General features: G+C 72.9%; 16 protein-coding genes, 1 tRNA gene and 1 pseudogene. 9 read left to right on the top strand and 9 right to left on the bottom strand.

Annotated elements, in window-relative coordinates:
- Window positions 1–43: 43 nt before the first annotated feature.
- Window positions 44–676, bottom strand: a complete 633-nt coding sequence (locus SNE206_RS19730; RefSeq protein WP_407914738.1) for a helix-turn-helix domain-containing protein — start codon at window positions 674–676, stop codon at window positions 44–46.
- Window positions 677–1226: 550 nt separating this feature from the next.
- On the opposite strand from SNE206_RS19730, the pseudogene SNE206_RS19725 reads away from it, so the two are divergent.
- The 4 genes and pseudogenes from SNE206_RS19725 to SNE206_RS19710 all read left to right on the top strand — a co-directional run.
- Window positions 1227–1483 (top strand): annotated as a pseudogene (locus SNE206_RS19725) (IS30 family transposase); the annotation flags it as partial.
- 283 nt (window positions 1484–1766) lie between these two features.
- Window positions 1767–4037, top strand: a complete 2271-nt coding sequence (locus SNE206_RS19720) for an MMPL family transporter (RefSeq protein ID WP_407914737.1) — start codon at window positions 1767–1769, stop codon at window positions 4035–4037.
- Window positions 4038–4176: 139 nt separating this feature from the next.
- Window positions 4177–5382 carry a sensor histidine kinase gene (locus tag SNE206_RS19715; protein WP_407914736.1) on the top strand — a complete coding sequence of 402 codons (1206 nt, stop codon included), beginning with the start codon at window positions 4177–4179 and terminating at the stop codon, window positions 5380–5382.
- Window positions 5379–6059 carry a response regulator gene (locus tag SNE206_RS19710; protein ID WP_407914735.1) on the top strand — a complete coding sequence of 227 codons (681 nt, stop codon included), beginning with the start codon at window positions 5379–5381 and terminating at the stop codon, window positions 6057–6059. The genes SNE206_RS19715 and SNE206_RS19710 overlap by 4 nt, the downstream gene beginning before the upstream one ends.
- Window positions 6060–6228: 169 nt before the next feature.
- On the opposite strand, the gene SNE206_RS19705 is transcribed toward SNE206_RS19710, so the two are convergent.
- Window positions 6229–8664, bottom strand: coding sequence for a SpoIIE family protein phosphatase (locus SNE206_RS19705; protein WP_407914734.1), 2436 nt, complete (start codon window positions 8662–8664; stop codon window positions 6229–6231).
- A gap of 428 nt (window positions 8665–9092) precedes the next feature.
- On the opposite strand from SNE206_RS19705, the gene SNE206_RS19700 reads away from it, so the two are divergent.
- Entirely contained in the window at window positions 9093–10508 is a 1416-nt protein-coding gene (locus SNE206_RS19700) for a ricin-type beta-trefoil lectin domain protein (RefSeq protein WP_407914733.1), read from the top strand.
- A 32-nt stretch (window positions 10509–10540) separates the two neighbouring features.
- Window positions 10541–12757, top strand: a complete 2217-nt coding sequence (locus SNE206_RS19695) for an RICIN domain-containing protein (RefSeq protein ID WP_407914732.1) — start codon at window positions 10541–10543, stop codon at window positions 12755–12757.
- Window positions 12758–12841: 84 nt separating this feature from the next.
- On the opposite strand, the gene SNE206_RS19690 is transcribed toward SNE206_RS19695, so the two are convergent.
- On the bottom strand, window positions 12842–13426 hold the full coding sequence (locus tag SNE206_RS19690) for a hypothetical protein (RefSeq protein ID WP_407914731.1): 585 nt from the start codon (window positions 13424–13426) through the stop codon (window positions 12842–12844).
- A gap of 166 nt (window positions 13427–13592) precedes the next feature.
- On the opposite strand from SNE206_RS19690, the gene SNE206_RS19685 reads away from it, so the two are divergent.
- Window positions 13593–14009, top strand: a complete 417-nt coding sequence (locus SNE206_RS19685) for a YchJ family protein (protein ID WP_407914730.1) — start codon at window positions 13593–13595, stop codon at window positions 14007–14009.
- A gap of 14 nt (window positions 14010–14023) precedes the next feature.
- Here the strand turns inward: SNE206_RS19685 and SNE206_RS19680 are convergent, their stop codons facing one another.
- On the bottom strand, window positions 14024–14461 hold the full coding sequence (locus tag SNE206_RS19680) for a hypothetical protein (RefSeq protein WP_407914729.1): 438 nt from the start codon (window positions 14459–14461) through the stop codon (window positions 14024–14026).
- Between the two features lie 80 nt (window positions 14462–14541).
- On the opposite strand from SNE206_RS19680, the gene SNE206_RS19675 reads away from it, so the two are divergent.
- Both SNE206_RS19675 and SNE206_RS19670 read left to right on the top strand, forming a co-directional pair.
- Window positions 14542–14949: an RNA-binding S4 domain-containing protein gene (locus SNE206_RS19675; protein ID WP_407914728.1), complete on the top strand. Its 408-nt coding sequence runs from the start codon at window positions 14542–14544 to the stop codon at window positions 14947–14949.
- Between the two features lie 347 nt (window positions 14950–15296).
- The gene (locus tag SNE206_RS19670) at window positions 15297–16043 is read left to right on the top strand and encodes a hypothetical protein (RefSeq protein WP_407914727.1); all 747 of its coding nucleotides are present in this window, start codon (window positions 15297–15299) and stop codon (window positions 16041–16043) included.
- Between the two features lie 82 nt (window positions 16044–16125).
- On the opposite strand, the gene SNE206_RS19665 is transcribed toward SNE206_RS19670, so the two are convergent.
- The 5 genes from SNE206_RS19665 to SNE206_RS19645 form a co-directional block, all read right to left on the bottom strand.
- Window positions 16126–16202 (bottom strand) — tRNA-Met (locus SNE206_RS19665).
- 191 nt (window positions 16203–16393) lie between these two features.
- The gene (locus SNE206_RS19660) at window positions 16394–17539 is read right to left on the bottom strand and encodes a CapA family protein (RefSeq protein WP_407914726.1); all 1146 of its coding nucleotides are present in this window, start codon (window positions 17537–17539) and stop codon (window positions 16394–16396) included.
- Window positions 17540–17676: 137 nt separating this feature from the next.
- A complete protein-coding gene (locus SNE206_RS19655; protein ID WP_407914725.1) occupies window positions 17677–18735 on the bottom strand; it encodes a LacI family DNA-binding transcriptional regulator in 1059 nt (352 codons plus the stop codon).
- 140 nt (window positions 18736–18875) lie between these two features.
- The gene (locus SNE206_RS19650; RefSeq protein ID WP_407914724.1) at window positions 18876–20270 is read right to left on the bottom strand and encodes a DUF1996 domain-containing protein; all 1395 of its coding nucleotides are present in this window, start codon (window positions 20268–20270) and stop codon (window positions 18876–18878) included.
- Between the two features lie 78 nt (window positions 20271–20348).
- Window positions 20349–23813, bottom strand: a complete 3465-nt coding sequence (locus SNE206_RS19645) for a discoidin domain-containing protein (protein ID WP_407914723.1) — start codon at window positions 23811–23813, stop codon at window positions 20349–20351.
- Between the last annotated feature and the right edge of the window lie 156 nt (window positions 23814–23969).

Genomic DNA, 23969 nt, shown 5'->3' with positions numbered 1-23969 from the left:
GTGCCTCGGTGGGGGTGGGCTGTCTCGGTCGGGGTGGGCGGTCTCAGCCGGGGGTGGGCGGGCTGACGATCCAGAGCACCTCGGCGGGCGTGTCCGCGGGGTTGGCCACCCGGTGCGGGGTGGCGGTGCGGTAGTCGAGGCTGTCGCCGGCGTCCAGGGTGTAGGGGTGGCCGTCGAGTTCGACGACGACGCGGCCCGCCAGGACGACCAGGATCTCCTGGGAGTCGCCGTGCGTGTAGGCCTCCGCCCCGGTGGACGCCCCGGGGTCGAACTCCCCGGCGTACACCTCCAGATGGGAGAGCGGGCGCTGCGAGACGAGGTACTTGCGGGTGCCGGGGGCGGTGAGGAGCGCGGGCCGTGCGGCGCGCCGGACGACCCGGGGCCCGGCCGGTGCGGCGTCGTCGAAGAGGTCGGCCATGGTGAGGCCGAGCGCGCCGGAGATCCGCCGCAGCATGCCGATGCTGGCGCCCGCCAGGCCGCGTTCGACCTGGCTGAGGAAGCCCGGGCTGGCCCCCGCGGCCTCGCCGAGGGCGCGCAGCGACAGGCCGCGCATCTCGCGGTAGCCGCGGATCCGGGCGCCGAGGGCCCTGCCGTCGGGGCTGCCGTCGGGGCCGGTGCCCGGGCCGTCGGGCACGGCGAGGGGGGTCTCCGGCAGGGTGGCGGGCGGGTCGGTCATGGGGCACCGGTTCCGGGTCGGGCGGACGGCGCGGCGTCCGGCGGCCTCGATCAAACACTCTGTTCGATGAGGTGCAACACACCGTATGGCGCGTGACGGCCGCACACAAGGGCCGGACCTACCTCTTGGGTCTGGCGGTCCTCGCAACACTCATGATCATGGGAGTTGCGAGGACCGTGGGCGGTAAGAGGCTCGATCCGGAGTTGAAGAGGCTGCTCTTTGAACGGCTTGATGCCGTGGGGAGCGTGTCCCCCGTGACACGTGAGCTGGGACTGAATCTGAATACGGCGTTCACGCCGGCCCGCAAGGCCGGCATGAACCACGGGCACCTGGGACACCCTGGGCGCGAGGAGTACATGAAGCTGCGGGCCCGGGGTGTCTCCAGGCGGGAGGCCGCCGAGCAGGCCGGTGTGCACGGTCCCACAGCCAGGGACTGGGACCGGGGCGTCCGGAAGTCCGACAACTCACGGATCCACCCCGACGGCCGACGCGTGGACTACAGGACGGGAACCGTCACGATGTCCGATGTGATCATCTCGGAGCCTGTGAAGCCGAGGTGGCCCGCCACAAGCAGTTCACCGTGGCCACCGGGATGCCGGTCTACTTCTGCGACCCCGCCAGTCCCTGGCAGCGCGGCTCCAACGAGAACACCAACGGCCTGCTCCGCCAGTACTTCCCAAGGGCACCGACCTCTCGGCCCACGGCCCCGAGCACTTGGCCGCCGTCGCCGTCGCCGAGCAACTCAACCACGGCCCGCGCAAGACGCTCGGTCGGGAGACCCCGGTTGAGCGTCTGACCAGGCTTATCACGGTCCAGTCCGAATCCACGGCGGAGCGACAAGTTGCTCTCCTGGGTCCGGTTCGGCTGCTGGGGAAAGACGTTCGTTCGGCGAGGCCTGCGGAGGCGGGGCGGTGGCCGGGGCGGTGGCCGGGGCGGTCGGGTCGTGGGCGGGCTGGTCGGGTACTGCGGTTGCGGTAGTCGGTACTGCGGTTTCGGTAGGCGGAAGTGCCAGTAGCTGGGGGACGACCGGGCGGGGCCTTCCGAGCGAGCCTGGAGTGGTTGTCGGAAGACGGATACGGAAGGCCCTGACGTGGCAGCTTTTCTCTATCGGCTGGGCCGCTGGGCGGCTCGGCGCCGGGGCCTGGTGGTCCTGTTGTGGGTGGCGGTGCTGGCCGCGGTCGGCGTGGGCGGACTGACCGCGCCGGGAGCCTCCAAGGGGGACTCCTCGATGCCGGGCATCGAGTCCCAGCAGGCGTACGACCTGATGCAGGAACGCTTCCCCGGCGCGAGCGCCGACGGCGCCGGCGCGACGGTCGTCTTCGTCGCCCCGGACGGGCAGCAGGTCACCGCGACCGACAACCGGGCGGCCGTCGAGAAGGCGGTGAAGTCCCTGTCCACCGGCGCGCAGGTGGCCTTGGTCGCGGACCCGTTCGAGTCGGACGCGGTCAGCAAGGACGGCTCCACCGCGTACGCCACCGTCACCTACAAGGTGCCCTCCGACGACGTCACCGACACCAGCCGCACCGCGGTGGACCAGGCCGCCGGCCAGGCCCGCGCGGCCGGCCTGACCGTGGAGACGGGCGGCTCCGCGATGGAGACCGACGAGGGCCTGAGCGGCGTGGCCGAGATCATCGGGATCTCGGTGGCGGCCGTCGTGCTGCTGATCACCTTCGGCTCGCTGGCCGCGGCCGGGCTGCCGCTGCTGACCGCCATCGTCGGCGTCGCCGTGAGCCTGTTCGCGATCATGCTGCTCGCCAACCCGCTGGGCCTGTCCTCGGACACCAGCACCCTGGGCATGATGCTGGGTCTGGCGGTCGGCATCGACTACGCGCTGTTCGTCGTCTCCCGCTACCGCGAGGAACGCGCCCGGGGCCGCTCCCCGAAGGAGGCCACGGGCCGGGCGGTGGGCACCGCCGGCTCCTCGGTGGTCTTCGCCGGCCTGACCGTGGTCATCGCCCTGGCCGGTCTGTCGGTCGTCGGGATCCCGATGCTCACCCAGATGGGCCTGGCCGCCGCCGGCGGGGTCGCGATCGCCGTACTGGCCGCGCTGACCCTCGTCCCCGCGTGCCTGGCGTTCTGGCCCGACGCCGTCCTCTCCCGCAGCGCCCGCAAGGCCCTCAAGCACGGCCGGCACACCCCGGCCGCCACCACCCCCGCCGCCCCGGCGGACGGCGAGGCGCCGGAGGCGGGTCGGGGCAACCTGGGCACCCGCTGGGCCCGGTTCGTGCTGCGCCGCCCGCTGCCGGTCCTGATCCTCGGCGTCCTGGGCCTGGGTGCCCTCGCCGTCCCGGCCGCGAGCCTGCAACTGGGCATGCCCGGCGACGAGGCCAAGTCCACCTCCACCACCCAGCGCCGCGCCTACGACGCGCTCGCCGAGGGCTTCGGCCCCGGCTTCAACGGACCGCTGACCGTCGTCGTGGACGCCAAGGGCGCCCCCGGCCCGAAGGCCGCGGTGAACGCGATCAGCGAGAAGATCGCCCACACCCCCGGGGTCGTGTCCGTCTCACCGGCGAACTTCAACCAGGCCGGCGACACCGCCGTGTTCCAGGCCACCCCCACCACCAGCCCCACCGACGCGAAGACCAAGACCCTGGTCACCACCATCCGTGCCGAACGCCCCGCCCTCGAAACCGGCACCTCCGCGACCTTCGAGGTCACCGGCACCACCGCCCTCAACATCGACGTCGCCGCCAAGGTCCAGTCCGCCCTGGTCCCCTATCTCGTCGTGGTCGTCGGCCTGGCGATCGTGCTGCTGCTGGTCGTCTTCCGTTCCGTCGCCGTGCCCTTGAAGGCCGCGCTCGGCTTCCTGCTCTCGGTGCTCGCCGCGCTGGGCACGGTGGTGCTGGTCTTCCAGCAGGGCCACCTCGCGTCCCTGTTCGGCGTCCAGCAGACCGGCCCGATCATGAGCCTGATGCCGATCTTCCTGGTGGGCATCGTGTTCGGCCTGGCCATGGACTACGAGGTCTTCCTCGTCTCGCGGATGCGCGAGGCCTACACCCGCGGCGATAGCGCCCGGCAGGCCGTGGTCTCCGGCTTCCGGCACAGCGCCAGGGTCGTGGTCGCCGCCGCCCTGATCATGATCGCGGTGTTCTCCGGCTTCATCACCGAGAGCGGCTCCATGATCAAGATGATCGGGTTCGGCCTGGCCACCGCCGTCCTCCTGGACGCCTTCGTCGTCCGGATGACGATCGTGCCCGCCGTCCTCGCCCTCCTCGGCGACAAGGCCTGGTGGCTGCCCAAGTGGCTCGGCCGCGTCCTGCCGCGCGTCGACGTCGAGGGCGAAGCCCTCGACCACCACCCCGAGGAGCAGGCACCCGCCCCCGACCACACCGGGAGGGAACCGGCACAGGCGAGCCGGTGATCCGGCCGCAGGCCGACCGCCCGACCGCCCGACCGCGGGCCGACCGGGCACCAGCCCCGGGCGGCCCGCCTCCCGTCCGACCCCGCCCCGCTCGGCGACCATGGAAGCGACCGGGCACCACCCCCACCGGAGAGGCAGCATGACCAGCCACCTGGAGCGCTACGGCCGCCGCCACCCGCGCGCGGCCGACGCCGTGCTGGCGGTGATGCTGGGCGCCTGCATGGAACTCGGCGCCCAGATCAGCACCAGCGACTCCCACCCCCCGCACAACCCCTGGCCCGCCCGCCTCCTCGCCCTCGCCTGCACCGCCGCCCTCTGCACCGCACGCCGCCACCCCCGCACCGCACTCACCGTCACCGCCGCCTGCGCCGCCGTCCTCACCGCACTCGGCCACCTCCCCAGCCCCCTGCTGCTGGCCCCCGTCATGGCCGCCCTGTACTGGGTCGCCGCACTCACCGACTCCCGCACCACCGCCACCTACGGCTACACCACCGCCGCCCTGCTGCTGGCCACCTCCCTCGCCGGCGCACCGCTCGGCGACGACTTCCTGCTGCGCACCCTGGGCACCGCCCTGTGGCTGCTGCTGCCACTGTCCCTGGGCGGGATGAGCCGCTTCCGCCGCGCCTACCTGCACACCGTGCAGGAGCGGGCCGCGAACGCCGAGCGCACCCGCGAGGAGGAGGCCCGGCTGCGCGTCGCCGAGGAACGCATGCGCATCGCCCGTGAACTGCACGACGCGGTCGCCCACCACATGGCCGTCGCCAACGCCCAGGCCGGAACCGCCGCCCACCTCCTGGCCGCCGGCCGCCCCGAGCAGGCCGGGCAACTCCTCGCCGACCTCGCCCACACCACCTCCACCGCACTGCTGGAACTGCGCAACACCGTCGGCGTCCTGCGCCAGACCGGCGACCCGGACGCGGACCCGCTGGAGCCCGCACCCGGCCTGAGCCGCCTGCCGGACCTCCTCGCCGCCCTCGAATCGGCGGGCCTGACCGTCACCGCCACCACCACGGGTACCGCCCGCCCGCTGTCCCCGGGCGTCGACCTCACCGCCTACCGCATCGTGCAGGAAGCCCTGACCAACGCGGCCAAGCACGCCTCGAACCACGCCGCCGACCTGCACCTCACCTACACCGGCTCCCGCCTGCGCATCACCGTCACCAACGACGGCCCGCCCGCCCCGCCGCCCGTGCCCGGCGGCGGCTACGGCCTGATGGGCATGCGCGAACGCGCCCACTCCGTCGGCGGCGACCTCACCACCGGCCCCCGCCCCCAGGGCGGCTTCCACGTCACCGCCACCCTCCCCCTCCAACCCCCCACCGCCCGTCCCCAGGAGAACCGTTGACCATCCGCGTCCTGCTCGCCGACGACCAGGCCTTGCTGCGCGGCACCTTCCGCCTCCTGATCGACTCCTGCGACGACCTGGAAGTGGCCGGCGAGGCCGCCGACGGCGACCAGGCCATCGACCTCGCCCGCGTCCTGCGCCCCGACGTCGTCCTGATGGACATCCGCATGCCTCGCACGGACGGCCTGACCGCCACCGCCGCGATCTGCGACGACCCCGACCTCGCCGGAACCCGCGTCCTGATCCTCACCACCTTCGAGACCGAGGAACACGTCGCCCGCGCCCTGCGCGCCGGCGCCAGCGGCTTCCTCGGCAAACACGTCACCACCGACACCCTCCTCGACGCGATCCGCACCGTCGCCGCCGGCGAAGCCCTCCTGTCACCCGCCGCCACCCGGGCCCTGATCACCCGCTTCCTCACCACCCCCGCCTCCGGCCCGCCGCCGGCCCCCGCCGAACGACTCGGCGACCTCACCCCCCGCGAACAGGAAATTACCGCCCTCGCCGCCCTCGGCAAGTCCAACGACGAGATCGCCACCGACCTCGTGCTCAGCGTCCTGACCGTCCGCACCCACATCCAACGCGCCATGACCAAACTCGGCGCCCGCGACCGCGCCCAACTCGTCGTCATCGCCTACCAGAACGGCCTCGTCCGCGCTGAACCACCCCAGACCTGACACGACACCACCCGACCACCTGCCGACCGGCAATCGGGGAGCCAAGGGCAGCCGCAGACACTCACGACCTGCAAGGTGCGACAACAACCAGATGCTCGGCCGGGAACCCCGGCCGAGCGTCTGGTCAAACTCTGCGGCCCAGGCAACCAGCCGCGTGTTGCAACGATCGCTAGAAACCGCCCCTGGCGGGCGGCAGTTCCTGCTCCGTCCAGATGGTCTTGCCCCGGGCGGTGTAGCGGCTGCCCCAGCGGGAGGCGAGCTGCGCGATCAGGTAGAGGCCGCGGCCGCCCTCGTCGGTGAGGCGGGCCCGGCGCATCCGGGGCTGGGTGCTGCTGCCGTCGGAGACCTCGCAGGTCAGCGTGTCCGCGCGGATCAGACGCACGCCGACCGGGCCGCCGGCGTAGCGGATCGCGTTGGTGACGAGTTCGCTGAGGATGAGCTCGGTGGTGAAGGCGAGGTCGTCCAGGCCCCACTCGGTGAGCCGGGCGCAGGCGTCGGCCCGCACCCGGCCGACCGCCGCCGGGTCGGGCTCGACCGACCAGACGGCGGTGTCCGCGGCGGGCACCGCCCGGGTGCGGGCGAGGAGCAGGGCGACGTCGTCGCGCAGCCGGGTGGGCGGCAGGCCGGCGGTGATCCGGGCGGCGGCCTCGCGCAGCGGCCGGTCGGGGCCGGTGAGGTCGAGCAGGCGCTTCCGGAGTTCGGCCATGCCCTCGTCGATGTCGCCCTCGCCGCGTTCGATCAGGCCGTCGGTGTAGAGGGCGATGACGCTGCCCGGGGCGAGGACCGCCTCGGTGGCCTCGAAGGGCAGGCCGCCGACGCCGAGCGGCGGCCCCGGCGAGACCGGCAGGTAGCGCGCGGTGCCGTCGGGTTCGACGACGGCGGGCGGGGGGTGGCCGGCGCTGGCGAGGGTGCAGCAGCGGGTGACGGGGTCGTACACGGCGTACAGGCAGGTCGCCCCGAGGGAGCCGGGTTCGGGGCGGGTGCGGCCCTCCTCGGCACCGGCCGGTGCGGCGGGGTCGTCGCCCTCCGCCTGGAAGTCGCCCTCGATGAGGAGCTGGGAGACCAGGTCGTCGAGGTGCACGAGCAGTTCGTCCGGTTCGAGGTCGAGGTCGGCGAGGGTGCGGACGGCGGTGCGCAGCCGGCCCATGGTGGCGGTGGCCTGCAGGCCGTGGCCGGCGACGTCGCCGACCACCAGGGCGACGCGGGCGGAGGAGAGCGGGATGACGTCGAACCAGTCGCCGCCGACCCCGCCCGCGCTGTCGGTGGGCAGGTAGACGCCTGCCGTCGTCACGGCGGCGACCGTCCGGACGGACGGCGGCAGCAGGCTGCGCTGCAGGGCGACGGCGGCCCGGTGCTCGCGGGTGTAGCGGCGGGCGTTGTCGACGGCCAGGGCCGAGCGGGCGGCGATCTCGGCGAGCAGCAGGCGGTCGCCGTCCTCGTACGGGTCCTTCCAGCGGTCGCGGTGGGTGGTGACCTGGCCGAGGAGGATGCCGCGGGCGGTGAGCGGGGCGTGCAGGGCCCAGGCGCCGGCCGGGTCCTCGGAGGGGGCGGCGGGGTCGGCGCCGGGCCGCACCAGCACGCTGTCGCCGGTGGCGGGGGACGATCCGGGCGGTCCGGCGACGGCGGTGCGGCGCAGCAGCAGCTGGCCGTCGCCGTCCGCGACGGGTTCGTCGCCGGTGAAGACGGCGGCGGCGATGTCGACGACGGCCACGTCCGCCAGCTCGGGGACGAGGGCGCGGGCGAGGTCCTCGGCGGTGCCGGAGACGGAGAGCGAGGCGCCGGCGGCGGCGGTGACGCGGTGCAGGAGGGCCAGGCGCCGGCGGCTGCGGTGCTGCTCGGTGATGTCGGTGAAGAGCACGGTGACGCCGATGACGGTGCCGACGGCGTCCTGGAGCCGGAACGCGGAGATGGCCATCATGCGTCCGCTGCGCGGGTCGACGACGGTGCGGGCGGGCTCCTCGGCGAGCACCAGCGGCCGCCCGGTCTCCAGCACCTCGCGCAGGTGGCCCTCGACGACGACGGCGTCCTCGGGCTGCAGGAAGTCGGCGAGCCTGAGCCCGGTGAGCGTGGGCGGCACGCCGGTGTAGGGCAGCAGGTGGGTGTTGGTGCGGACGACCCGCAGGTCGGTGTCGAAGACGGCGAGTCCGAAGCGGTCCTGCAGGAAGAGCTCGCGGGTGAAGGCCTGGTCCTGGCGCCATCCCACGACGGTGGCGGAGGGCGCGCCGAGGACGACCTGCCGGACGGCGCCGGGGTCGGCGGGGTCGCCGCCGTGCAGGGTGAGGACGCGGACGTCGAGGCCCAGCGGCCGCCCGTCGCCGGTGCGCACGGTGACCCGGGCGTCGCGGGTGCCGGGGCCGGTCCGGGGGCCGTCACCGGGGCTGTCGTGGGGGCCCGGGCCGTCACCGGTGCCGTCGCCGGGGCTGCCGTGGAGGCCGTGCCAGTCGTCCGGCCGGGCGAGGAGGTCCCGCAGGGGGCGGCCGACGAGGGCGCGGGCGGGGAGGGAGAGCAGGTCCTCGAAGGCGTCGGTGCAGCCCACGATCGTCCCCCTGCCGTCGACGAGCGCCCCTGCGACGCCGTCGAGGAAGGGGAAGCGGCGGTCGTCCATCGCGATCACCTCGCCGGCTCGTCCTCTCCCCACATCCTCCACCGGGGTCCGGCGCCCGTCGCCCTGGACACGCGGGGTGACCGCCTCCCGCTCTTCGACCTGTGGAGGCAGAGGGGTTGACGCGGTTCGGTCAACGGGCCTAACTTCACGTTCTGGAAAAAGGGGTCCAGACCAATCCGGGCGCCCCGCCCGGCCGCGCACGACACGCCACCCACCTGGTGACACCTCGGCAGAGCCCTGACCTGTCAAGCTTCTGACGGTCCGTCCGCCGTGCGCGCACCGGTCCGTCCGTGCTCCGACAGACCCGCCACCGGGACGCCGACCGGGACGCCGTCGAGCACCCCCGCGTTCATCTTCCGAACGCCTGCACCAGTCCTTCCTCACCCCCACCACGCCTGCGCCCCCTGCGCAGGCAGCGAGGAGAAACCGTGCTCCGCCCCCTGGCCCGCGCCGCCGCCACGGCCGCCGCCCTGCCCGCCCTGGTCGCCGGCCTGCTGCTCGCGGCCGGCTCCCCGGCGTCCGCCGCGGCCGACCCCGGCCCCGGCTTCCCCGCCCACTTCGCGGCCCCCTACCTGGAGACGTGGAACGCGCCGTCGGTGATGGCCGACGTGCGCAACGCCACCGGCCTGAAGTACTTCACCCTCGCCTTCGTGATCAGCGACGGCAGCTGCAACGCCACCTTCAACGGCGACACCGCGATCACCTCCGCCTCCTGGCAGAGCGCCGTGAACAGCCTCCGGGCGGCCGGCGGCGACGTCATCGCCTCCTTCGGCGGCGCGGCCGGCACCGAACTCGGCCAGGCCTGCACGAGCGTCTCCGCCCTGCAGGCGCAGTACAAGCGGGTGGTCGACACCCTCAACCTGACCCGCATCGACCTCGACATCGAGGGATCCGCGCTCAACGACACCACCGCCAACGACCGGCGCAACCAGGCGCTGGCCGCCCTCCAGCAGCAGTACGCCGCGGCCGGTCGCCGCCTCGCGGTCAACTACACCCTGCCGGTCAGCCCCACCGGCCTGCTGCAGAACTCGCTGAACCTGCTCACCAACGCCAAGAGCCGCGGTCTCGACGTCAACGTCGTGAACATCATGACGATGGACTACGGCCCCGCGACGGACATGGGCCAGGCCGCCATCGACGCCGCGAACGGCCTGCACACGCAGCTCGGGCAGATCTGGACGGGCCGGACCTCCGAGCAGCTGTGGGCGATGGAGGGCAACACGCCGATGATCGGCGTCAACGACACCACCGCCGAGGTCTTCACCACCTCCGACGCCACCGACCTGGAGGCGTTCGCCGCCGCCCGCGGCATCCAGCAGCTCGCCTTCTGGTCGGTCGGACGCGACAAGGCGTGCGCCGTCAACGGCACGCTCTCCGACACGTGCAGCGGCACCCCGCAGTCCGCGTACCAGTTCACCCGCACGTTCGACGCGCTCACCGGCACCACCGCCCCGGGCACCCCCGCCGGACGGATCACCGGCTACGGCGGCAAGTGCGTCGACGTCGCGGGGGCCAGCCCGGCGAACGGCACCGCCGTCCAGCTGTACGACTGCAACGGCACCACCGCCCAGGTCTGGCAGGCGGGCACGGGCGGCACCCTGCGCGCCCTCGGCAAGTGCCTGGACGTCAACGCCGCCGGCACCGCCAACGGCACCCGGGTGCAGCTGTACGACTGCAACGGCACCACCGCCCAGGTCTGGCAGGCCCGCGCCGACCGCACGCTGGTCAACCCCGCCTCCGGCCGCTGCCTCGACGCCACCGGACCCAGCTCCGCCAACGGCACGCGGCTGCAGATCTGGGACTGCTCCGGCGCCGCCAACCAGCAGTGGTCCCTGCCCGCCTGAGGCCCGCCCCGCCACCGAGAGGAGCACCACCCGTGTCCATAGCACCCGCGCCCCGGCGCACCCGTGCCCGCGGACGGGCCGTCCCGCTGACCGCGGTCCTCGGCCTCGTCGCCTCGCTCACCACCGCAGCCGTCCTCGCCCAGGGCACCGAGGCCCGGGCCGCCGCCCTGCCGACCGGCTGGACGACCGTCGTCGCGAAGAACAGCGGCAAGTGCGTCGACGCGGCGGCCGCCGCCACCGCGGACGGCACCGCCGTGCAGCAGTACGCCTGCAACGGCACCGGCGCCCAGCAGTGGCAGTTCCAGGACGCCGGCGGCGGCTACGTCCGGGTCAACGCCCAGGGCGACCCGTCGAAGACCTGGGACGTCACCGGCGTGTCCACCGCCGACGCCGCCACGATCCAGCTGTGGGCGTACGGCGGCGGCCTCAACCAGCAGTGGCTGCCGGTCGCCGAGACCGGCAGCAGCTACCACTTCGTCAACCGCAACAGCGGCAAGTGCCTCGACGTGCCGAGCGCCTCCGCCGCGGACGCCGTCCGGCTGCAGCAGTGGACGTGCAACGGCACGGCCGCGCAGTCGTTCACCCTCGGCTCCGGGACGACCAACCCGCCCGGCACCCCGGACTTCGGGCCGAACGTCACGGTGTTCGACCCGTCGATGCCCGCCTCCACGATCCAGTCCAGGCTCAACGGCGTCTTCGCCCAGCAGGAGTCCAACCAGTTCGGCACCCAGCGGCAGGCGCTGCTCTTCAAGCCCGGCAGCTACGGCGTCGACGCGAACGTCGGCTTCTACACCCAGGTCGCCGGACTCGGCCTCTCCCCCGACGACGTCACGATCAACGGCGCGGTGCACGCCGAGGCCGACTGGTTCCAGGGCAACGCTACCCAGAACTTCTGGCGCTCCGCCGAGAACCTCTCCGTCAACCCGACCGGCGGCACCGACCGGTGGGCGGTCTCGCAGGCCGCGCCCTACCGGCGCATGCACGTCCGCGGCAACCTCCAGCTCGACGACGGCGGCTGGTCGAGCGGCGGCTTCATCGCCGACTCCAAGGTCGACGGGCAGGTGCGCTCCGGCTCCCAGCAGCAGTGGCTCTCCCGGAACTCCCAGTGGGGCAGCTGGACGGGCTCCAACTGGAACATGGTCTTCGTCGGCGACGTCAACGCCCCCGCCACCTCCTTCCCCAGCCCGCCCTACACCACGGTCGCGCAGACCCCGGTCGTCCGCGAGAAGCCCTTCCTGTACGTGGACGCGGCCGGCGCCTACCAGGTGTTCGTCCCCGCGCTGCGCAGCAACAGCAGCGGCACCACCTGGGCGGGCGGCAGCCAGCCGGGCACCTCGCTGCCGATCGACCGGTTCTTCATCGTGAAGCCCGGAGCGACCGCGGCCGACATCAACGCCGCCCTCGCGCAGGGCAAGGACCTGCTCGTCACCCCCGGTGTCTACCACCTCGACCGGACGATCTCCGTCACCCGGGCGGACACCGTGGTGCTCGGCCTCGGACTGGCCACCTTCGTCCCCGACAACGGCATCACCGCGATGAGCGTCGCCGACGTGGACGGCGTGAAGATCGCCGGCCTGCTCATCGACGCCGGCACCGTCAACTCGCCCGTCCTGATGCAGATCGGGCCGAACGGCTCCACCGCCGACCACGGTGCCGACCCGGTCTCGCTGCACGACGTCTTCTTCCGCGTCGGCGGCGCGGGCGTCGGCCGGGCCACCCAGTCGCTCGTCGTCAACAGCAGCAACGTCATCGGCGACCACCTGTGGATCTGGCGCGCCGACCACGGCAGCGGCGTCGGCTGGACCTCCAACACCGCCGCCACCGGCCTCACCGTCAACGGTGCGAACGTCACCATGTACGGCCTCTTCGTCGAGCACTACCAGCAGACGCAGGTGGTGTGGAACGGCAACGGCGGCCGCACGTACTTCTTCCAGAACGAACTGCCCTACGACCCGCCCAACCAGGCCGCCTGGACGAACGGCTCCACCCGCGGCTACCCGGCCTACAAGGTCGGCGACGCCGTCACCACCCACGAGGCCTGGGGCCTCGGCAGCTACTGCTACTTCAACGTCAACCCGGCCGTCGTCGCCGAGCACTCCTTCGAGGTGCCGAACCGCACCGGCGTCCGCCTGCACGACATGGTGACCGTCTCGCTCGGCGGCACCGGCACCATCAACCACGTCGTCAACTCGACCGGAGGCCCGTCCAACTCCTCGACCAACGTGGCGAACCTGGTCGCCTACCCGTAGCGGACGCCCCCGCGCACGACGAACGCTCCCCGGCCGGGTCCGCACCCGGCCGGGGAGCCCGTGTCCGTACCGTGCCCGTACGGCTCAGCGGGTGGCGGTCCAGCTGTGCGCCACGTCGACGACCAGCCGGTTGTCCAACTGGAAGACCCGGAAGGGCAGTCGGGCCCGCACACCGAGACCGACCTGGGTCTGGCCCTCGAAGCTGGACGCGAACTTCGCGTCGCGGAAGGTGCTGTAGCCGGCCAGGTTCACGCCGGGCAGCGCCTGCCCGGCGTGCGCCGGGTACGTCGGCGAGCCGGTCGCCGGGTCGTACGCGGGCGCGACCGCGACGATCTCCAGCACCGCGCCGCCCGCGATCGGCAGCGGCTTGCCCGAGCCGTCCTGGTAGAGCGTGGAGACGTACTGGACGTGGTAGCCGACCAGCGCCGACGACGAGGCGCCGGGGATGTCCAGCACCATGCGGTCGAAGCAGGGCTGCTGCCCGGTGCGGATGTTGGTCAGCGCATGCTGGCCGCCGGTGCCGGAAGCCGCCTTCGGCAGGCTGCCCCAACCGGTCGGGCACGTGGTGACCGCCGCCGCCGGGGCCGCGGCGGACGCCGCGAGCGGCACCACCGCCGAACCGGTGCCGGCGAGGACGAGTGCCAATGGGAGCATGATCCACCGTCGCATGATGCGCCTCCTCGGGGCCGCGCCAGGATCTCTCATCCGGGAAGACGTGCGCGGCGGCCGCACAGTTGCAGCCCCGCCGCCCCGAGTTCCGGGGGCGGGCGGCCCGGGGCACGAAAACAGGCGACCGGAGCGCGGCGGCGGGCGGCCCCCGCGGCACAATGGGCCCATGCCGAACCGCCGCCACCAGCCACGACTCTCCCCCACCGCCCCCTGCCCCTGCGGCCTGCCCGGCCCGTACGGCGCCTGCTGCGGGCGGCTGCACCGCGGTACGGCGGCCGCGGCCACCGCGGAACAGCTCATGCGCTCGCGCTACAGCGCCTTCGCCGCCCGCGACGCGGCGTACCTGCTGCGCACCTGGCACCCGGACGCCAGGCCGCCCCGGATCGACTTCGACCCGGGGCTGCGATGGGACGGGCTGGAGGTGCTGTCCGCCACCGACGGCGGTGCCTTCCACACCGAGGGCACGGTGCACTTCCGCGCCCGCTTCACCGACGGCGGCGAGAGCGGCGCGATGGAGGAGCACAGCCGCTTCGTCCGCCTCGACGGCGCCTGGGTGTACGTGGCGGCGCTGCCGGAGGACTGAACCGGCGGCTGCGGTCAGTCGTGGTACCCGGAGACCAGGTCGTCGAGCGGCTCCGGCTCCACGGCGGGCGCCGTGCGGTCGAGGCCGCTGGTGAAGGCCGAGGCGGACGCCACGTGGGCGCGGGCCACCTCCAGGATCTCGGCGGCCCGGGCGAGCTCCTCGGAGACCCGGGCCTGGCGGGCGGCCGCGGTGTCCCGGTCGTCGTCGGCGAGGGCCACCCTGATCTGGCCGGACGGGATGGCCGCCAGCCCGGCGGCCGCCTGGCCGAGCGCCTGCGGCAGGTGGAAGAGGATCGCGTGCAGCGCCGTGATCACGTCGTGCACGCTGGCGGGGTCGGGGAAGGCACCGACGCCGACGGCGGTGCGGTGGTTGAGGACGCGGATCTCCTCGCCGATGGCGTTGGCGATCTCGTACGGGGTCCGGGCAGGGCCCGGTGCGCGGTCGGGGCTCATGGCGGCCATGGTCGCCCGTTCGATCCGTCCGACCACGCACGGCAGGCCGCGGCGGGCCGGTCGGTCACCCGTTCGACCTAGTGGAGCCCGCGGCGGGCACTAGGCTCGGGGGCATGGCGGAGGACGAGGGCCCGGTACGGGTGGACAGCTGGATCTGGTCGGTCCGGCTGCTGAAGACGCGTTCGCTGGCCTCGGCGGCCTGCCGGGCCGGGCACGTGCGGGTCAACGACGACCGGGCGAAGCCCGCCCAGACCGTGCGGCCGGGCGACGAGGTGCGCCTGAAGTACGACGGCCGGGAACGCGTCGTGGTGGTCACCCGGCTCATCCGCAAGCGGGTCGGCGCCGAGGTGGCCGTGCAGTGCTACACCGACCACAGCCCCCCGCCGCCCCCGCGCGAGGCCGTCGCCCCGGCGGCCGTCCGCGACCGCGGCGCCGGCCGGCCGACCAAGCGCGACCGCCGCGAGACCGAGCGCCTGCGGGGCGGCTGAACCGCCGGGCCAGGAACGGGGTACCGCTCCCGCTCGCCTGCCCGCCCCCGCCTGCCTGCCCGCCCGCCCGCGCCCGCCTGCCCGCGCCGACGGACGCGAACGGCCGGGCCTGATCGGGGGACCTTCCTCCGGACTGCGTTCGAGGGCGGCGCGGATATCCTGGTAGCAGGTGCATCGTGCGAGTGCGCGGGCCCGGTCCCGCCGCCGGCAGGAGCCGGACGTGCAGGCGGGGTTCGGCCGCCTCCGGTGCCTGCGGGACGTTCACGGCGATGCGCGACGGACACGTGGTGACCCGTCCCGGCCGTGCCGTGCGGTCACGCGGCCGTGAGAGCGAGGGGAGCGGTGTGATGCTTCTTCCGATCGAGATCAAAGTCAACATCGACGGCAGTGTCGGGGCGGCGCTGTCGGCGCTGGGCGAGCCGCAGGGCGAGGTGGTGAAGCGTCTCGTCTGGTTCGCCGAGGACCGCGGGGGCGTCGAGGCCGGCCGGCTGCTGTTACTGGGCGACGGCGTGATCGTGAGGTTCAGGAGCGGCGACACCCCGGACGAGCTGGCCGTCAAGTTGCGTCCGTGCACCGAGGAGCAGCTGGTCGGCCGGTTCTCCCGCCCGTTCGACGAGGAGTCGTTCGAGTACCGGATCGAGGAGGACCGGTCGGGAAGCCGCCACGCGCTGGCCGCCTCCGCGGTGAGCAGCCACCCGCAGGGCGCGCTGCTGGCAGCGGTGGCGCCCGATGCCGACGCCGGTGCGCCGCTCGGCGCCCTGCAGCGGCAGTTCCTCCGGGAGTGCGAACCCGGGCTGCACCTCGGCGGGCTCGTCGCGCTGGGTCCGGTCGCCTCCACGAAGTTCAACAACCTGCTGCTGGACGACCTCAAGGTCGACATGGAGCGGTGGTCGGTCTCCGACCTGGACTTCCTCGAACTGTCGATCCGGGTGAAGCCCAAGGACGACGAAGGGGCCGAGGAGTTCGAGGCGCGTTCCCGGCGCAAGCAGGAAAAGCTCGAATCCTCGGTGCGGGACCGTGGAGTGGTGATCTCCGAGCACCTCGACGACAAGACCCGGCGCGTCCTCACCGCCCTGGCCGCCGGCCACCGCTGAACACCCCGCCCGGAGCGGCGGTGAGCGGGCACGACGAACAGGCCGGGCCCGGTGCGCTCTCACGCACCGGGCCCGGCCTGGTTGGTAGCGGGGACAGGATTTGAACCTGCGACCTCTGGGTTATGAGCCCAGCGAGCTACCGAGCTGCTCCACCCCGCGTCGGTGAACCCCACTCTACGGCACGGACGGGACACGAAGGAAATCCGTTGTTCCGCGGCCTGCGGCGGCACTGCGCGGCCGGCCGTGCGGGGGTGTCCCGGACCGGGCCCGGTGCGAGCGTTCAGGGCGGCTCGCACCGGGCCCGGCGGCATGGTGCGCCCGGCCCCGCGGGCGGGCCGGACGGAGGGATGTCAGCCCTGGGCCCTGGGGGCGGCGGCGAGGCCGGTGCAGGTGCGCAGGCCGTCGCGGCGGGTGCGGGCGGCCGTGGCCGCCGAGCCGGTCGACGGGACGGGCACGCCGCGCTTGTCGATGTGGGCCGGGGTGAAGGCCTCGCCGACGGTGCGGCCGTCGCCGGTGAGCGTCAGCGTGGTGACGCCGGTCTCGTCGGAGTTGGAGTAGCTGGAGGTGCCGTACCAGAGGAAGTTGCCGAAGCCGTAGGCCACGTACGTCCGGCCGAGCATGCCGGAGCCGAGCATGGTGTGGGCGTGGGTGCCGACGACGGCGGTGGCGCCGGCGGCGGAGAGCTTCTTGGCGATGTCGGTCTGCGCGCCGGTGGGGCACGTCTTGCCCTCGTCGCCCCAGTGCAGGTAGACCAGCACGACGGGCGCCTGCTTCTTGGCCGCGGTGACGGCGCGGACGAGCGCCGCGCTGTCGAGGGCGGAGGCGATGCCGGGCTTGCCGGTGCCGGCCCGCCACTTCTGGTTGGTGAGGTCGACGACCTGACTGGCCGCCAGCACCGCGACCTTGACGCCCTTGACGGTCGTCACGTACGGCGCGTACGCCTCCTTGGCGTCGTGGCCGAACCCGACGATCGGGATGGGCGAGGAGTCCTTGGCGGCGAGGGTGTCCTCGATGCCGGGTGCACCGAAGTCGGCGGCGTGGTTGTTGGCCATCGACACGATGTCCACGCCGGCGTCGTGGAGCAGCTGCAGGGCCTTGGGGCTGGTGCGGAAGGTGTACGTCTTGGGCTCGGGGGCGCCGCGGCCGGTGATGGCCGTCTCCAGGTTGAGCACGGAGAGGTCGGCGCCGGCGAGGGTCCGGGATATCGGGCCGAGCGCGGTGTCGGAGCCGGTGGGGCTCATCCGCGCCTCGGTGCGGCCCTCGAAGTGCACGTCGCCCGCGAAGGCCACGGTGATGGTGCGGTCGGGGTCGCCGCTCGACGGGCTTCCGGCGTCGGCACCGGCACCGGGCGAGGCCGGGTCGGAGGAGTCCGCGGTGCCGGACGCGCCGGGCGCTCCGGCGGTGGCGCGGTCGGAGGCCGGGCTTCCCGAACTCCCGCAGGCCGTCAGGCAGATCAGGCTCAGCAGGAGTGCGGCAGCAGGCGCGGCACGGCGCACAGGAATCCCCCGGTGATCGATGCGAGGCGCCCAGCGTACGGTACCGACCGCACGGATATCCACATGATCCCCATGAGTCGATCACAGATACGGAGGATCTGCGTCCGTATCCGGCCGGGGGCCTCGACCCCTTCCCCTCAGGTGGACTGACGGACCACCAGGACCGGCTCGAAGATCATCGCGGTGGCGACGCGCTCCGGGCGGGCGAGGTGGTCGAGCAGGATCCGCGCCATCTCCGCGGCCATCTCCTCCACCGGCTGGCGCACCGTGGTCAGCAGGGGCCGCCCGGCGGTCGCCGCGCTGCTGTCGTCGAAGCCGACCACCGCGACGTCCTCGGGCACCCGCAGGCCGTGGTCGCGGAGCACCGCGACGGCCCCCTGCGCCATGAGGTCGTTGGCGGCGAACACCCCGTCCAGGTCCGGGTTCTGCGCCAGCAGCCGGGCCATCGCCCGCTCACCGCCGCCCTGCGTGAAGTCCGCCTCGACGTGCGGCAGGTACGGCATGCCGTGGCGGGCCATCGCCTCCTGGAAACCCTCCAGCCGTTCGCGGCCGGCACGGACGGCGGCCGGGCCCGCGATCACGACGACCCGGCGCCGGCCGACGCCGTGGAGGTGGTCGGCGGCGAGCCGGGCGCCGTCCCGGTTGGCCAGGTCGACGCAGCTGACGGGCAGCGGGTGGTGCGGGCGCCCGAAGAGCACGGTCGGCACCCCCGCGGCGAGCAGCAGGCCGGGCATCGGGTCGTCGGCGTGGGTGGAGACCACCATCGCGCCGTCCGCGTTGCCCTGCCGCAGGAAGGTCAGGGCCTGGTCACGGGCGGCGGGGGTGTCGGCCAGCATCAGCACGGGGTGAAGGCCCTGGGGCCGCAGGCCGGTGAAGACCCCGCTGACCACCCGGCCGAAGAACGGGTCGGTGAAGACGTGGGACCGCGTGGAGTGGTCGTCGGCCTCGTCGGCGTCGGTGCCGGTGACCACCAGGGCCAGGGCGCCGGCACGGCGGGTCACCAGCGAGCGGGCGGCGCCGTTGGGCACGTACCCGGTGGCGGCGACGGCCCGGCGGACGCTCTCCTGGATCGACGGGTCGACGTTGCGGATGCCGTTGATCACGCGGGAGACCGTCGCACGGGAGACACCGGCGACCCGGGCCACGTCCTCCAGCGTCGCGGAACGGTTGGCGGCCGGGCGGAGGGCTTCGCTCATAGGCCCTTTATAGCACGTGGGAGAGCGCTCTATCAGCCCGTTCCAATGCTTCTACCAGGCAGTTCACCCCCACCCGCCCCCGCGGGGAGGCGGAGGCGGGCAGGGGCGGGTCACTCACGGTGCGACGGGTGGGACAGGCGTTACGGCAGCACGTACTGCGCGTTCAGCGCGGCACCGCGTCCGGGCAGCGTCTCGTCGTAGCCGCGGGAGTCGCACTGGAGGCCACCGATGATGCAGTGGCTGACCAGGGCGGACAGGGTGGGCGCGTCCCACGCGTTGAAGAAGTCGTAGTGGAACGAGTAACCCCGCCCACTGGACAGCCGGAGCTGCGACAGGTCACCGTTCGCCGGAGCCGGCCACGCCATCTTGAACTCGATCATCGGGAGCGCCACCGGGTGGGTGGGCGGGCAGACACCGTTGACCGGGTAAGCCATGTGGCTCTTGTGGTCGGGGGTGTCCAGGTACAGACCGTTCCAGCAGCTGGGGGCCTGGTAGCGGAGGTTGAGCGCTCCGCCGCCGGGGCAGCTGGTCGGGAGGTCCGTGTTGTGGTAGCTGTTGCCGCACTCCCAGCCCGCGACGTAACCCGGGTTGGTGGCGAACTCCGTCTGGGTCGCGGCAGGGCTGCCGACGACGAACCGCAGACCCGTGGGGAACGGCCGCACCGAGGTGTAGTCGTTCACCCCCGTCTTGTAGTAGATGGTCTGCAGGCCGACCGGGTTGATCTCGGTGGAGCCGTTGTACATGGTCGGCATCCAGTAGGCGGACCGGTCACCGGGCGCCAGGCACGTGCTGGTGCCCGCCTGGAGCGAGGAGGCCGAAGACGTCGCCGTGGTACCGGTGTTGGCCAGGAACGTGTGCATGTGCGAGGCGCCGGCGAGACCCGGGAAGACGATCGGGTCGTCCGGCAGGTTGTGGTTGGCCGTGCAGTTCGCCTGGAACTCGTGGAAGTACGCGTGCGGCGGGTTCGCCGTCGACGGCGTCACACCGGTCACCTGGGGGTTGGCCAGGATGTAGCCGGTGGTGGGCGCCGTGGCGGTGCCGTACACCTTGAACTCGAGGAGCGAGTAGCCGTACTGCGTGCCCCGCTGGGTGGCGTACAGCCGGATGTACCGGCCGCTGCCGCTGACGTTCAGGCTCTGCGCGCCGCCGGTCGAGGTGGTCGTCGAGTAGATCGTCGACCAGTTGGTGGCGTCGTTCGAGACCTGCAGCTGGAAGGCCTTGGCGTACGCGGCCTCCCAGTCGAGCCCGACCTTGCTGACCGTGGCACCGGCGCCGAGGTCGATCTGGAGCCACTGCGGGTCGCTCCAGTTGCTCGCCCAGCGGGTGGTCAGGTCACCGTCGACGACGGCGCCGGCCGGGAAGTTCAGGCTCTCGATCGACGAGGCGGTCGCGGGCCTGGACTGCGAGATCAGCCCGTCGGCCGCGACGGCCTGCTGGGTGGTGCTGCCGATGCCCACGAGGGCGAGGATCGCGGAGAACGCGACGGCGAGTGCCGTCCGCCTCGGCCTGCCCCGGGACAGGAATCGGGGTCGCATGGGACCTCCATTCGTACGGATGGGTGGGGGTTGCCCCGGGACGCGCCTGGTGGGGCCGGCGCGTCCCGGGAGTCTTCATCAGGCGTAGACGCCGAACTCGTAGAGCGAGTCGCCGTACGCGGTACCGCGCTGCGTGATGTACGCGCGCACGTACCGGCCGGTCGCGTTCACGTCGATGTCGTCGATGCCGCCGGTGCCACTGGTGGTCGACCAGGCGGTCGTCCAGTTGGTGCCGTCGTTGGACGTCTGGATCTGGAACGCCTTGCCGTAGGCGCCCTCCCAGCCCAGCTGGACGTGCTTGAAGGTCCGCGAGGAGCCGAGGTCGATCTGCACCCACTGCGGGTCGGCCCACTCGCTGGCCCAACGGGTGCCCCAGTTGCCGTCGGTGACGTTCGACGGCGGGTAGGGGGCGCCGTTGCCGACGGCCTGGTAGGTCGAGGCGGTGGCGGGCCGGCCGAGCGCGATGTTGGTGCCGGACGGCGTCGGCGCGACCACGCGGAACGACTTCGTCTCGATGCCCACGTTGCCGTGGCCGTCGTAGGCGTAGACGTAGACCTTGTACACGCCCAGGTTCTTCGGGGCCACCGCGGTGAAGCGGCCGTCCGCGGTCTGGGTGAAGGTGACCTGGCTGAAGCCGGTGCCGCCGCCCGCGTACTTGGCGCAGTAGTAGAGGTTGTAGCGGATCAGGTCGCCGTTGGGGTCGGTCGTGGTGGTGGCGATGTCGAAGGTGCCGCCGGCCGGCACGGTGGCCGTGTTGCTCAGCGTCATGTCCGAGATCACCGGCGGGGTGTTGGTGCCCACGTTGCCGCCGTAGTTCTTGGCGACGGAGTAGAACGCGAGGCGCTTCCAGCCCGCGGGAACGGTGTTGTACCACACGCCGCCGAAGTCGTTCTCGGTGCCGTAGTGGAAGACCGTCGCACCCAGCGCGACACCCGTGTGGCTGGTGATGCAGGTCCAGTTGGCGAGGTAGGCGTCGCGCTTCTTGATGTCGGTGGGCTCCAGCGGCACGCCGTTGGCGTCGTTGGGCACCTCCCACTCGCCGTCCTCACCGGACTCGGTGATGATGTACGGCTTGGTGTAACCCCCGCTGATCCAGTCGTTCTTGACGTTGCAGACCGAGCCGTAGGAGTTCACCGCGAGCAGGTCCAGGCTCGGGCTGTAGTCCTTGTAGTACTTCCAGGCCGCGGTGTAGGCGTCGGTGGAGGTCACCGGGTGCGTGGTGTCGATCGCGTGGATCGCCTGGGTGACCCGCTCCACGTACTTGGCGTACGCGACGCGCTGCTGCTCGACCGTGGTGCCGTTGTAGGTGTGGTCCTGGGTGGTGAGGATGACCTCGTTGCCCACGTCCCACATCAGCACGCCGGGGTGGTTCTTGTAGGTCGTGACCCACTGCTTGATCTGGTCGAGCGTGGTGTTCATGTACGCCGTGTCGTTGACGTAGTCGGCGCCCTGGTTGAGCCAGAAGCCGTTCACGACCTTGAGGCCGTGCGCGGCCGCGGTGTCGAGCAGCGGCTTGCTGCCCGCGTCGGTGCCCCAGGTGCGCAGGGTGTTGACGCCCATCGCCTTCAGCTCACGGATGTGCGCGTCGGCGGTGGTGTTGCCCGGACCCCAGGTGATGCCCTTGACCTGGTACGGCGCGCCGTTGACCTGCAGCTGCCAGTTGCCCTGCGAGCCGGTCACCTTGACGGTGGACGGCGTGGTGGGCACGGCCGGGTCGGTCAGCGCGGCGGGCACGGTGCCGGTGGCCGTGGAGACGGTCACCTTGTCGATGCTCAGCGCGCCGCCGGAGGTGGTGGCGTCGGTCGGCGAGGTGCAGCCGCAGACGGCGTTCGGGTAGCCGCCGCCGATGCCGAGGTTGAAGAGCAGGTAGAAGCCGTGGTGCACGGCCGCGTCCCAGGTGGCGACGCCGACCTGCGACTCGCTGACCTGCCAGACCTGTCGGCCGTCGAGGTACCAGCGGATCTGCTCGTCGGAGAGGGTGCGGTCGATGATCTGCGAGTACGTGTGGTACCCGGTCTGGCAGCCGGTGCAGGACGCCAGGCCGCTGGTCATGCCGTCGTACTCTTTGCAGTTGCCGCCGGGGGCGGTACCGCAGTGCAGGGTGGTGGAGAGCTGGCTGCGGCCGTTGACGCTCTCCATGATGTCCGTCTCGCCCGCGCCGGGCCAGACGGTGAAGTTGCCGCGGTTGGCGGCGCCCATCGCGCGGAAGGACGGCCAGTAGCCCAGGCCGTTGGCCACGCTGGGCTGCTTGATGGTCGCGGAGATCTGGAGCTGGCCGCCGGCGGGGGCGGCGAAGTCGGTGCGCTTGGACTCGACGCGGCCGGAGGTCCAGGCCGTGCCGTTCTTCAGCGCGGTCAGGTTGAGCGCGCCGCTGCCGTTGAGGCCGACGTTGGCCGGGGAGTTGGTCGCGGTCTCGACCTCGCCGCTGCCCCAGTTGGCCGGGCCGCCGGCGTAGCCGGTGCCGGTGTCGACGATCCAGTCGTTGCCGTTCGGGGCGGTGCCGGAGGTGCCGGTGAAGTCCTCGTTGAAGACCGTCGTCCAGTTGCCGGGCGGCGGGGTGGTCGGCGGGTCGGTGGTCGGCGGGTCGGTCGGCGGGTTGGTGGTGCCGCCGGTGCGCACGGCGAACTCCCAGAGGGAGTAGCCGTATCCGGTGCCGCGCTGGGTGCCGTACATGCGGACGTACCGGCCGGTGCCGGTGACGGTGAGCGTCTCGGTGCCGCCGGCACCGGTGGTGGTGCTGTAGGCGTCCGTCCAGGCGGTGCCGTCAGCGGAGAGCTGGATCTTGTACGCCTTGCCGTACGCCGACTCCCAGGTGAGAACCACCTGGCAGACCGTCTGCGAGGAGCCGAGGTCGACCTGGATCCACTGCGGGTCGGTGTTGGCCGACGACCAGCGGGTGCCGGTGTTGCCGTCGACCGCGTTGGCGGCCGTGGTGCCGTAGTTCTCCTCGCTGGAGGCCGTCGCCGTGCGGCCCTGCGCCGCGTTCGCGGTGCCGCAGGTGCCGGTCGGGGTGCCGCCGAGGACGCCGAAGACCTGGAACTCCCAGAGGGAGTAGCCGTATCCGGTGGCGCGCTGGGTGCCGTTCATCCGGACGTACCGGGCGCTGCCGCTGACGGTGAGCGTCTCGGTGCCGCCGGCGCCGGTGGTGGTGCTGTAGGCGTCCGTCCAGGCGGTGCCGTCCGTGGAGAGCTGGATCTTGTACGCCTTGCCGTACGCCGACTCCCAGTTGAGGACCACCTGGGAGACGGTGGCGACGGCGCCGAGGTCGACCTGGATCCACTGCGGGTCGGTGTTGGCCGACGACCAGCGGGTGCCGGTGTTGCCGTCGACCGCGTTGGCGGCCGTGGTGCCGTAGTTCTCCTCGCTGGAGGCGGTCACCGGCTTGCCCTGCGAGAGCAGCGCGGCGGCGGCCTGGGCACGTCCGGCGGGCAGGAACAGCATCAGCCCGGCGACGAGCACGGCGGCGAGCACGGCGGCCAGGGCACGCCACGGCGGTGACGCGTGGAGGTCCGGGGCCGCCGCTCGGGCGGGTGGAGCGAGCATGAGGTATCTCTCCTGACGAGACGGTGGGGGTGGGCAGCGGTACCGCCTCGGACACCGGACCGAGCCGTCGGGGTGGGCCGGACGGAGGGTGCGGGGCAGGCCGCCGTGCCTGGGAGAGCGCTCTCGCAGTCAGGGGAATAGTTGCCCCGAGGTTTC

The organism is Kitasatospora sp. NE20-6 (assembly GCF_045862635.1).
Note: the sequence above shows the minus strand (reverse complement) of the source record. Positions and strands in the feature narration are given on the sequence as shown.